The 11,269-nt window shown below is 73.3% G+C and carries 10 protein-coding genes; 6 read left to right on the top strand and 4 right to left on the bottom strand.

The annotated features are described in order from the left end of the window. Window positions 1–17: 17 nt before the first annotated feature. Entirely contained in the window at window positions 18–455 is a 438-nt protein-coding gene (gene dtd, locus DVH02_RS16815; RefSeq protein ID WP_114624626.1) for a D-aminoacyl-tRNA deacylase, read from the bottom strand. Window positions 456–653: 198 nt separating this feature from the next. On the opposite strand from dtd, the gene DVH02_RS16820 reads away from it, so the two are divergent. The 3 genes from DVH02_RS16820 to DVH02_RS16830 all read left to right on the top strand — a co-directional run bounded on the left by DVH02_RS16820 (window position 654) and on the right by DVH02_RS16830 (window position 3,887). Continuing rightward, window positions 654–1,325: an RsiG family protein gene (locus tag DVH02_RS16820; protein WP_114624627.1), complete on the top strand. Its 672-nt coding sequence runs from the start codon at window positions 654–656 to the stop codon at window positions 1,323–1,325. A 145-nt stretch (window positions 1,326–1,470) separates the two neighbouring features. Then, window positions 1,471–2,478: an asparaginase gene (locus tag DVH02_RS16825; RefSeq protein ID WP_114624634.1), complete on the top strand. Its 1,008-nt coding sequence runs from the start codon at window positions 1,471–1,473 to the stop codon at window positions 2,476–2,478. A 167-nt stretch (window positions 2,479–2,645) separates the two neighbouring features. Next, window positions 2,646–3,887 carry a GNAT family N-acetyltransferase gene (locus DVH02_RS16830; RefSeq protein ID WP_114624635.1) on the top strand — a complete coding sequence of 414 codons (1,242 nt, stop codon included), beginning with the start codon at window positions 2,646–2,648 and terminating at the stop codon, window positions 3,885–3,887. Between the two features lie 154 nt (window positions 3,888–4,041). Here the strand turns inward: DVH02_RS16830 and DVH02_RS16835 are convergent, their stop codons facing one another. After that, window positions 4,042–5,040: a zinc-binding dehydrogenase gene (locus tag DVH02_RS16835; RefSeq protein ID WP_114624628.1), complete on the bottom strand. Its 999-nt coding sequence runs from the start codon at window positions 5,038–5,040 to the stop codon at window positions 4,042–4,044. Window positions 5,041–5,164: 124 nt separating this feature from the next. Between DVH02_RS16835 and DVH02_RS16840 the strand changes: the two genes are divergently transcribed. Next, entirely contained in the window at window positions 5,165–5,848 is a 684-nt protein-coding gene (locus DVH02_RS16840; RefSeq protein ID WP_114624629.1) for a TetR/AcrR family transcriptional regulator, read from the top strand. 45 nt (window positions 5,849–5,893) lie between these two features. On the opposite strand, the gene DVH02_RS16845 is transcribed toward DVH02_RS16840, so the two are convergent. Further along, on the bottom strand, window positions 5,894–7,000 hold the full coding sequence (locus tag DVH02_RS16845; protein WP_233518273.1) for a hypothetical protein: 1,107 nt from the start codon (window positions 6,998–7,000) through the stop codon (window positions 5,894–5,896). A gap of 525 nt (window positions 7,001–7,525) precedes the next feature. Between DVH02_RS16845 and DVH02_RS16855 the strand changes: the two genes are divergently transcribed. Together DVH02_RS16855 and DVH02_RS16860 are read left to right on the top strand one after the other, a co-directional pair. After that, complete coding sequence (locus DVH02_RS16855; RefSeq protein WP_114624630.1) at window positions 7,526–8,143, top strand: dihydrofolate reductase family protein; 618 nt, start codon at window positions 7,526–7,528, stop codon at window positions 8,141–8,143. A 180-nt stretch (window positions 8,144–8,323) separates the two neighbouring features. Beyond that, entirely contained in the window at window positions 8,324–9,229 is a 906-nt protein-coding gene (locus DVH02_RS16860) for a class I SAM-dependent methyltransferase (RefSeq protein ID WP_114624631.1), read from the top strand. An 82-nt stretch (window positions 9,230–9,311) separates the two neighbouring features. Here DVH02_RS16860 and DVH02_RS16865 read toward each other — a convergent pair whose 3' ends face one another. Continuing rightward, window positions 9,312–10,955 (bottom strand): helix-turn-helix domain-containing protein, encoded by a 1,644-nt coding sequence (locus DVH02_RS16865; protein ID WP_114624632.1) that lies wholly within the window; start codon window positions 10,953–10,955, stop codon window positions 9,312–9,314. Window positions 10,956–11,269 lie beyond the last annotated feature (314 nt).

An 11,269-nucleotide genomic window follows, 5' to 3' on the forward strand; every position in this document is an offset into this window, starting at 1 on the left:
CCCGCCCCGGCACGAGGTCACATCTCCAGCACCACCGTGAACGGGCCGTGATTCGTGAGCGAGACGCGCATGTCCGCTCCGAACCGGCCCGTCTCCACCTTCGCGCCCAGCGCGCGCAGCCGCGCCACCACCTCATCGACCAGCGGTTCGGCCACCGCGCCCGGCGCGGCGGCGTTCCAGGTGGGGCGACGGCCCTTGCGGGCGTCCCCGTAGAGAGTGAACTGCGAAATCACCAGGAGCGGGGCGTTCACCTCCGAACAGGACTTCTCGCCCTCCAGTATCCGTATCGACCAGAGCTTGCGGGCGAGCCGCTCCGCCTGCTCCGGAGTGTCCTCGTGGGCGACTCCGACCAGCACACACAGCCCTTCACCGGTGATCTCGCCGACGATTTCGGTCCCGGACCCGGTCACGACGGCGACGCTCGCGCCGTCCACTCTCTGCACCACTGCACGCATACGAACCAACCTATCGGGGGCCGAACGGGTGCAGAGCGCCCCCATGGGCGGCGGCAGGAGTGGCACGATGCACGGAGCCGGTGCGGGGCGTGACGCGCACCGGTCCAGGGATGGGGTTCCCGCGGTTCCCGGCGGAGCAGTGCCCCTTCCGGCACTGGGGGCGGGGAGCCTCCAGCGGAGCGAGGGGAAGTACGCGTGATGAGCACATCTGGTGCCGGGCAGCCGCCCGGTCCCGTACCCGTGGCGGTACCGGCGACCCGTACGACCAGCGGGACGGGCACCGGGGCAGGCAGCGGGACAGGCGGTGGGATCGGCAGCGGGACGGGCAGGGGGATCGGCAGCGCGGCGGGCGGCGGCAGGCGCGGCGGCGGGGAGGGCTGGCCCGCGCCACTGCCGTACGACTTCACCGTGCTGCGGCTGGCGGAACTGCGCGCGCTGCGCCGGGAGTCGCAGCGCGACGAGGCCGATCTCAGCTATCTGCGCAGGCTGTTCCAGGGCCGTATCGACATCCTGCGGGCCGAACTGGCATGCCGTACCGCGCCCGAGACGCCGGTGGTCGACCGGCTCTCGGAGATCCTGACGGACGCCCCGTCGCGGCACCGTTCGTCCGCCCGGCACGTCACGCTCTCCACGCCGCGCGGCGAGGAGTTCCGTACGCTGGCCGCCGAGACGCTCGCGGAAGTGGAGCTGTCGGACCTGGAGGCGCGTACGGACGAGGAGTTGCGCGCGGCGATGGGCCGACTGGTCCGTAACGAGAGTCAGTTGTCGCGGCGGCGCCATCAGTTGCAGCGTACGGCGGACGATTGCAGCGCGGAGATCGCGCGCAGGTACCGTGAAGGTGAAGCACAGGTGGATGATCTGCTGATGTAGGCGGGAAAGTGGCTGTCGGCGTCGACTCGTCCGCTGTCTGCCGTCTGCTGTCTGGTGTCCGCTGTCCGCTCCTCCGTACCGCGTCTGTCCTGTGCCGCTCTGTCCTGTCCCGCCCTGCTCCGGAAGGCCGAGGATGACCTCCAGCATGTCCAGTACCTCCAGTACCTCCAGCAGCACCACCGTCTCCGCAGGTGCGCACGCCCTCGCGCGCGTGGAACCGCCGGTGCTCGCGGAGGTCGTCAGGTCCGGCTTCGTGGAGGGCCGCCACCGGGGCTCGCTGGTGCTGCTCGCGGCGGACGGCCGGGTGGAGCTGGAGCTGGGCGACTCCGAGGCGCCGGTCTTCCCGCGCTCCAGCAACAAGCCGATGCAGGCGGCGGCCGTACTGCGCGCGGGGCTCGACCTGTCGGGCGAGCGGCTGGCGCTGGCGGCCGCGAGCCATTCCGGCGAGCCGTTCCACCTCGAACTCGTCCGCACGATGCTCGCGGAGCACGGGCTGACGGCCGACGACCTCCGGACGCCGCAGGACCTGCCGCTGGACCGGGTGGAGGCGGAGGCGTATCTCGCGGCCGGTGGCGTGCGCGAGCGGATCGTCATGAACTGTTCGGGCAAGCACACCGCGATGCTGGCGGCCTGCGATCTCAACCGCTGGCCCCGGGACGGCTATCTGGATCCCGCGCATCCGCTGCAGAAGCTCGTCCGGATGGTGGTCGAGGAGACGGCCGGCGAACGCGTCCCGGTGGTCGGCACGGACGGCTGCGGCGCCCCGCTGATGGCGCTCAGCCTCGCCGGTCTCGCCCGTGCCTTCCGGCACTTCGTGCTCGCGGCGCCCGGTACGGCCGAGCGGCGGGTGGCGGACGCGATGCGCGCGCACCCCGAGTACGTGGCGGGCACCCGCCGCAGCGACACCTGGCTGATGCGCGAGGTGCCGGGCACGCTCTCGAAGATGGGCGCGGAGGCCGTACAGGCGGTGGCGCTCGCGGACGGCCGGGCCCTGGCCTTCAAGATCGAGGACGGCGGGACCCGGGCCCTCGGACCGGTGCTGGCGCGCGCCCTCCAGCTGCTGGGCGTGGAGGCCGAGGTGCTGGCCAGGATCGGCCGGGCGCCGCTGATGGGCGGCGCGGACGTGGTGGGGGCGGTCCGGGCCGCGTTCTGACCGTACGTACGGGAGTCCGTCCACGTACGGGAATCCCTCCATGTACGGGAGTCCGTCCACGTACGGGAGCGTCTCCGCGCGGAACTGTCCCGTACGTACGGGACAGCCCGCCACCGGACCCGAAAACCGGATGCGGTCGCTCTTCACCCCCGCATACCGTGCGCACCATGAGCCTTGAGGTCCGTTCCGTCGCCGAGTCCGACATCCTCGACTGGGCGCGGGCCCTGGAGACAGGGTTTCTGCGCCCGCCCGTGGTCTCGGAGGAGGCGACGGCCGCCCGGCTCGACGGCACCGACCTGGCGCGTACGCGCGGGGCGTTCGAGGACGGGCGCTGCGTCGCGACGTTCCGGACCTTCCCGCAGGAGCTGACGGTGGTCGGCGGGGCCGTGCTGCCCTCCGACGCGGTCACCAACGTCTCGGTGACGCCGACCCACCGCAGGCGTGGGCTGCTCACCCGCATGATGGGCGATGACCTCAAGGAGGCCAAGGAGCGCGGCGACGCCGTCGCCACCCTGATCGCCGCCGAGTACCGGATCTACGGGCGGTACGGGTTCGGTCCCGCCACCCGGATCACCGAGTGGTCGATCGACGTGGCGCGCGCCGGGCTCGACCCGAGGTGGTCGGAGCCCGAGGACGGCGGCCGGATCGATCTGGTCGACGGCGCCGACGTACGGGAGTTCGGCCCCGCGCTGCACGAGCGCTTCCGGGCCGCGCGGCCGGGCGCGGTCAGCCGCGACGCGCGCTGGTGGGGGGTCAACACCGGCGTGGCGACAGGCGCCTTTCCCTGGACGGAGCCGTTCCACGCGGTCTACCGCTCGGCCGTCGGCGAGGTCGAAGGGCTGATGACGTACGGCTCCGACGACCACTGGGGCGACGCCAAGCAGCCGCTGAACACCGCGTCCGTGCGCAAAATGATCGCCTTGTCCCCGGCGGCCGAGCGCGCGCTGTGGCACTTCGTGTGCTCGATCGACTGGGTCTCCACCGTGCGGACCGGGCTCCGCGCCCCGGACGATCTGCTGCCCGACCTCCTCCCCGACCCCCGCTCCGCCCGGATCGCCCTGCAGTCCGACTTCATGTGGCTGCGGATCCTCGACACCGTACGGGCCCTGGAGGCGCGCACGTACGGGGTCACGGCCGCGCTGGCGCTTGAGGTGCGGGACAAGGCGGGGCTGGCGGGCGGCCGGTTCCGGCTGGACGCCTCGCCGACGGGCGCGAGCTGTGCGCCGACCACGGAGTCCGCCGATCTCGTGCTTGACGTAAGGGAGTTGGGCGCTCTGTACCTCGGCGACGGGTCCGCGCTGCGGCTCGCGGCGCTGGGCGCGCTGGCGGAGGAGCGGCCGGGCGCGGCGGCGGTCGCGGAGGCGCTGTTCCGCACGCCGAGGCGGCCTTGGTGCCCGGACGTCTTCTGACCTGTCGTGGGCTGATCGGTTCGCCGTTTGATCCGGTCGTCGATTGATCCGTTCGTCGATGGATCTGGTCGTCGTTTGATCGCTCTCCGGTCGGTCGGCTCTCCGGTCGGCCTGCTCTCCCGCTGATCGGCTCTCCGGCTGATCCGCTCTTCGGTCAGACCGTCAGCAGGACCTTTCCCACCAGCTCGCGTCCCTCGATCGCGCGGTGGGCGTCCGCCGCCCGGTCCAGCGGGTAGGTCGCGCCGATCACCGGGCGGAGCCGGCCGGCCGCCGCTTCCGCCAGGGTCCTGGCCGCGAGCCGTCCCCGTACCTCCCCGGAGAGCTGCGCCTCGGCGATGGTCAGCAGCCGGATCCCGCGGTCGGCCGCCTCCCGCGGCGTGACGGCGGCGAAGCCGCCCGTCGGGGCGCCGTGCGCCGAGAAGCGGCCACCGTCGGCCGTCAGGGAGAACGCGACGGCGCCCATGGTGCCGCCGACCCCGTCCAGGACGACATCGGCGCCCGCCGGGCCGAGCGCGTCGCGGGCGCGGGCCGGCCAGTCGCCGTCCGTACCGTCGACGACGGAGTCCGCGCCCAACTCCCGTACGAGTGCGGTCTTGCGCGCACCGCGCGCGACACCCACCACCCGCGCGCCCCGCGCCGCGGCGAGCTGCGTCAGCAGGGTGCCCATGCCGCCCGAGGCACCCAGGATCAGCACGCGCTCGCCCGCCGTGACCGCCGTGGCGTCGAGCAGCGCGAAGGCGGTGACGCCGTCCTGGAACACGGCGGCAGCGGTCGGGAGAGCCAGCCCGTCCGGTACGGGGACCAGCGCCGACACCGGGGCGACCGCGCGCTGTACCGCGCCGCCGGTCATGCCCATGGACGCCACGACGCGACGGCCGGACCAGCCGTCACCGCCGCCGCCGTTGCCAATGCCGTTGTCGCCGTCGCCGCCGACCGTACGGACCGTACCGGCGACACCGCCGCCCAGGACGTACGGGGGCCGCACCGGGAAGTACTCCAGCCCCCAGCCCGCCCTGACCTGCGTCTCCACGAACATCGTGTCCACGGCGGCGACATCGATCACCACCTCGCCCGCGCCCGGCACCGGGTCGGGCACCTCCTCGGTCCGCAGGACCTCGGGGCCGCCGAAGGCCGTCACCTGAACCACGCGCATACCGATCACACTCCCGTCACGCCGACCGCCCGTCGCCCGGCCACCGGAGTCGTGTACCCCCGGTCTCGGTCAAGCTTCGAACGTGAAGTTCGGTTGAGGTCAAGCGCTGCGTAGGCTCGTCGTCATGAGCGGCGACGACGACGGCAACGGCAACGGCGGCACCGGCAACGGCGGCACCGGGCCCACCGTGCTCCCCGGCCACGATCCCGGCCTGCGGGAGCGCAAGAAGCGGCGGCGGTACCAGGAGATCTCCGACGCGGCCATCGCGCTCTTCCTGGCCAAGGGCTTCGACGGGGTCTCCGTCGCGGAGGTCGCGGCAGCGGCCGAGATCTCCAAGCCGACCCTCTTCCGGTACTTCCCGGCCAAGGAGGACCTGGCCCTGCACCGGTTCGCCGACCACGAGGACGAGGCCGCCCGCGTGGTCGCCGGGCGTCCCGACGGGGTGCGCCCGCTCGACGCGCTGCGCGACCACTTCCTGGACGGGCTCGGCCGGCGCGACCCGGTCACCGGGCTCAGCGACGACGAGTCAGTGTTCGCGTTCCACCGGCTGCTGTACGGGACACCGAGCCTGGTGGCCCGGCTGCACGGGTACCAGCGCCGTTCGGAGGAGGCGCTCGCCGCGGCGCTCGGCGGCGGCATCGAGGGGGCGCTCGGCGCCGTACAGATCATCGCCGTACAGCGCGTCCTCGCGGAGGAGAACTGGCGGCGGATCAGGGAAGGGGAGCCCGCCGAGGTGGTGTACCCCGGGGCGGTGGAACAGGCCGAGCTGGCTTTCGGGCAGCTGCGCACCGGACTCGGCCTCTGGTGAGCGGAGCACGAGCCGACCGGCTCGGAGGACGAGCGCCGCACGGCGCTACGGCCGCGCCTGGGGGGCGGTCACCGAGCTTCGTGCCCCCGCCTGGGGGGCGGCCACCGAGCTTCGTGCCCTGGGCAGCGTGATGCCCTGGGCCTGAGCGGCCTGACCCGGGCGCAGCGTCCACGGCACGGTGCCCGTTCCCATCAGCCACTCGTGGTGCACGAGACGCTCCACGACAAGCCCGCGCAGGCCGCGCTTCAGCTTCCAGCCCAGGCCCGAGGACAGCTGGCCGTACGAGGGACCGTGTCCGTGCTCGGCGCGAAAGGCCACGGTGAACTCGGCTGCCAGCGGGCCGCGGTCCGGGTGCGCGTCCTTCCACTTGGCGTAGGCGGCCTCGGTCTTCTCGGTGAAGGTCCGAGGGTCACTGGGCACCATGAACGCCTCCGCGACCCGCTCCGGACGCAGAGCGCACACGGCGCAGTACTCGACGGCCTCGACGTGTCGCCGCAGCGCCGGGGTGGCGGAGTCCTTCCACCGTGCCCAGGTGTCGGCGCTGAACCGGAACTGCCGAGCGGTGGATACGCCCCCGCCCGCACCGTCCGGGGCATCCGCCGACCGCTCCTCTTCCGCGGGGGGCCGCAGGCCCGACAGGTGGCATACGGCGGGGTCGAGGCGGCCGTGGTCCTCCGACAGCTCAGCGAGGAAGCCCTTGCGCAGGAGATCGGGCAGGGCCGCCCGGCAGGACTCGGGAAGGCCGGGCGGGAGCGGTGCGAGATGCTCCGATGTGCCGTGCGCGGCGACGAACAGACCGGCCAGCCGCGCGGCGGGCGGGAGCTTCTTGACCTGCTTGGCCGACAGGGTCCGGCTGGCCCACCCGGACACCCGCGAGCGCTTGCTCTCCCCGAAGGACAGCGGGTGGTCCACCTCCCGGGCCAGATCAGGGACGGTGATGGGCACGGGGGTGACGGGATCTCCGTCGAGGAGCGCGTCGGCCACCCCCCAGCCCAGACCGCGAAGGGCGTCGACGGCCCCACGCGGGTCGTCCAGACGCAGAGCGGCCAGGTCAGCGCCGGTGACGTTGCCGACGCCGCCACGGGCGCCCCGGATCGCCACCACCACGGCGAGGAGCTGAGCGTCGGGGCAGGGCAGGGCCAGCGAGACCACGTAGCTCAACAGCGAGCGCGCCGCTTCACCTTGCCGGGGCGTCAAGAGAAACGGCCGTTGCCGGGGCACCCCGGCCGGGGGAGGGCTGACGTTGCGGGAACTGGAGGCGGCGGACGCGGTCTTCGACACGACATGTCCAACGCGCGCCGGGGACGGGAGTCACTGCCCGAGCACCATTTCGAACGAAGCGGCCGTCAATCCTTCCGAGCGCCCACCCGGCCCGCGCCTGCGCTCCCGCGTCCCCGCCCGGTCGTCGCGCCCCGTCCCCTCCGCCGACGGCGGCCTCCTCGCCGTGCGGCGCCGGATCCTGGAGCGCACCGGCCGCGTCGAGCGCGCCGCGCTCTGCCCAAGGACCTCACCGCACAGCAGGGGGCCTCGCTGTGGCACCTGACCGGTGACTTTCGGGTGGCGGGCCGGTCTGTATTGCCGTACACCCGAAATGCCGTACACCCGAAATGCCGTACGTGTGAAACGGCGTACGTGTGAAACGGCGTACACCCGACATGACGAAGAGGGGCGAGTCCCGTGGGCATCGTGGTCAGTGAGTTCATCAGCCTGGACGGCGTCGTGCAGGCACCGGGAGGACCGGACGAGGACACCGAGGGCGGCTTCGTCCACGGCGGCTGGTCGCACCCGTTCTTCGACCCCGAGGTCGTGGGCGGCGCCGTCTCGGAGACGCTGGCCCGTGCCGGGTCCCTGCTGTTCGGCCGCCGCACCTGGCAGACCATGGCGGCGGCCTGGCCGGAGCGGGCCGGAGACCCGTTCGCCGACCGGATGAACGCCGTCGAGAAGTACGTCGTCTCCGCCACCCTCACCGACGACCCCGCCCCGACCTGGCACAACACCACCCTCATCCCCGGCCGGGAGGCTGTCGCCCGCATCCGCGAACTCCGCGCGGCCGACGGCGGCGACCTCCTGATCATGGGCAGCCCCACCCTCGTACGGACCCTCCTCCACGAGGGCCTGGTCGACGAGCTGCGCCTCATGCTGATGCCCGTCGTCCTGGGCGGCGGCAAGAAGCTCTTTCCCGAGGACGGCATCCTGCGCCCCATGGAACTGGTCTCGGCGGTCGGGGGCACTACTGGCGTGCAGGTCCTGACCTACCGCCCGGCGGGGACGGCGGCCGGTCGCGCTGCGGCATGATCGGACTCCTGTATCCGGGCATCCGGGCATCCGGGCATTCGGGCATCGAAGCTTCGAGGCACTTCAGGGTCCAGGCGGTCAGACGTCGTCCAGGAGTCCAGGCGTCGTCCAGGTGTCCAGGCGCCCAGGTGTCCAGGAGTGCCGCCGTGCCCGGCGGCGGCTCGTGACGAAAGGCGGTGCATGGGCGTGCCCGAGGGGTGGGAGTGGGACGACACGCTGTTCCTGGGGGCGGCTCCCCACTATGTGCGCGGGCGGCTCCCGTACGCGCCCGGCGTCGCCGAGCTGCTCGCCGAGGTGCTGGCGCTCGACGGCCGGGGCCGACTCCTCGACGTGGGGTGCGGGCCCGGCACGCTCGCGCTCGACCTCGCGCCCCTGTTCATCGAGGTGGTCGGGGTCGACCCGGACAGCGGGATGCTCGCCGAGGCCGCACGCCGGGCGGGCGCGGGTGCGGGTGAGGGCGCGGGCGCGGGCGCGGCGGGGATGGAGGCCAAGACCCGCTGGGTACGGGCGCGCGCCGAGGAACTGCCGCTGGGTCTGGGGACGTTCACCGTCGCCGCCTTCGGCCAGTCCTTCCACTGGATGGACCGCGAGCTGGTGGCGGCGACGGTCAGGGACATGCTCCGACCTGGCGGTGCCCTGCTGCACGTCGCGGACCTGAAGACGGAGACGCGCACCGCCGCCGGTCTCCCGCACCCGCCCGTTCCCCACGCCGCCGTGGACGAGCTGATCAGGCGGTACCTCGGGCCGGTCCGCCGGGCCGGTCGCGGCGTACTGCCGTACGGAACGCCCGGCGGCGAGCACGCCGTACTCGGCCGGGCGGGCTTCGCCGGTCCCGAGCACCATGTCGTCCCCGGGGGACAGGCGCTGGAGCGCGGCCGGGGCGACATCCGCGCGTGGGTCTTCTCGATGTCCTCCTCGGCCCCGCACCTCTTCGGTGACCGGCGGGACGAGTTCGAAGCGGACCTCGACCGTCTGCTGCGCGCGGCCTCGCCCGCCTCCGGCCTCTTCTCCGAACGTCTGCCGAGCACCGAGATCGTCGTCTGGCGCAAGAGGTCCACGAGGGCGGGACGGGCGGGATCCGACTGAGCGGCCCGGGGGCCCGCTCGGCTCTGGCTGCTGAAGTCCTTTCCGGCAAGGAGTGGTTGGGGTTGGGGCTGGGCTGGGGCTGTCAGTACTCCGGGCTGATCCACTCGCTGCCGCCCAGCGGGTAGACGTAGCCGGGCCGGCCGATGCGGGCGCTCGTACGGAACGGGGTGCCCTTGTTGTCGAGGTGCACCGTGCCCCGGCGACCGCCGCTGGACCACTTCAGGCTGAGGCTCCAGCGCACGTCGTGCGCGTTGACGCGCGCGGTGATGTAGAAGACCTCCGGGTCGGACTCGCTGATCTTGTACGGGAAGTCGCGTTGGCCGTTCTTGGCGGTGACCACGGGACTGCCGCTGTCGAGATCGATGCCGAACGACTTGGTCCCGACACCGCCGCCGCAGCCGTTCCCCATCTCGTAGTCGTTCCAGGCCAGCGGGGCGTGTTTGGTGATGACACGTACGTGCAGCGCCTCCAGGACGACCGTTTCCCGCCCGGCGCCCTGAACGGTCAGGGCGACCATCTGCTCCCCCGAGGAGACCGCTCCGTAGACGGAGGCCCAGTGCGGGGCGTCCGGCTCGCCCGCGGGCGGGCCGACGTGCTCGGGTTCGCTGTCGACGAGGAAGTGCTGGCTGCACGGGTCCTCGTAGACGTAGGGGCGGACGGCGACATGGAGCGGTACGGCGACGGCGCCACCGGCTGGATCGGCCTTGTCCTGCTCGCCGCCGCCCGTCGGGCCGCTGGGGCGGGCTTTGCCGGGGTCGGAGGCGGAGGCCGGGGCGGAGGCCGACGGTGTGCCGCTGCCGCCGCTCGGGGACGGAGAGGCGGAGTCCTTCGCCGACGGCTGCGCGGACGGCGCGGTACGGGCGTTCCCGGCGGTGCTCCCGGCGGTGCTCCCGGCGGCGCTCCGCCGCTCGTCCGCGCCGTCTCCGCGGGTGCCACCGCCGAAGGGCACGTTGACGGCCAGCACCACGGCTCCCACTACGGCGGCCACCGTGACAGCGGCGAGCAGCGCGGTACGGCGGCGGCGTGGCGGCGCGGGCTCGTGCGGCGCGGGCTCGTGCGGCGCGGGCTCGTGCGGCGCGGGCTCGTGCGGCGCGGTGACGACGGCCGGAGCGTCGGGCGCGGGGGGTCCGGGTGCGGCGGCAGTGGTGGCGGCGGCAGTAGCGGTGACGGCGGTCACGGCGTTGGTGGCGGTCACGGCGGTGGTGGCGGCCGAGTCCGGTGCGGAGGGCGGGGCTGCGGGGGCATCGGCGTCGGGCGTCGGTGCCGGACCTGCTTGCGGGCCGTCCTGCGGGCCTGCCTCCGCTTCCGGACGCGCGTCCGGAGGCGCTTCCGGACCCGCTTCCGGACCCGGCACCTGCGCTGCCGTGGCCCTGTCCGTCCTGCCTGCCCGGTCAGTCCTGCCTGCCCCGTCCGCCCGGTCTGGCCGGTCCGCCCGGTCCCTGCGTGCCGCGTCCGCGAGGATCCAGCTCCGGTGCAGCTCCATCAGCTCCTGCGGCGTCGCCCGGCACGCTCGCGCGATGCGCTCCACGGGCGCGTACTCGTTCGGCACGGCGGTGCCGTTGCAGTAGCGGTGCAGCGTCGACGTGCTCATGTGGAGCCGCTTGGCCAGCGCCCCGTAGCTCAGCCCCGAGCGGTCCTTCAGCTCCCGCAGCCGTTCCGCGAATCTGTCCGTTTCCACGGCCCCTGTCTCCTCCGACGCCCGCCCCACCGTTCCCCGTCGTCCCATTCACGCGTTCCAGGGGCGTGACGGTTCCGCTGGTCAGGGCTCATTTCAGCGTTCCAGCGTCCCTGATGCGCCGCCGCGCCTGGCGGCTGGGACGGATCGCCCCGCAAGCTCTGGTCATCAAGCACCGCGTCCAACCCGAACCCGAACACGAACCCGAACACGAAATACGAAGGGGCCGCTGTCTCATGTCCAGCATCCGTAACTCCCGTACCCGTCTGCTGACCGTCGCCGCGACGGCCACACCCGTTCCGTCGCTGCACGCGGTCAGGGAGAGCGCGGCGAGCACGGCCGTCGCGGCGACGGTCAGCAGACGG

The organism is Streptomyces corynorhini, assembly GCF_003346515.1.
Classification (GTDB): Bacteria; Actinomycetota; Actinomycetes; order Streptomycetales; family Streptomycetaceae; genus Streptomyces; species Streptomyces corynorhini.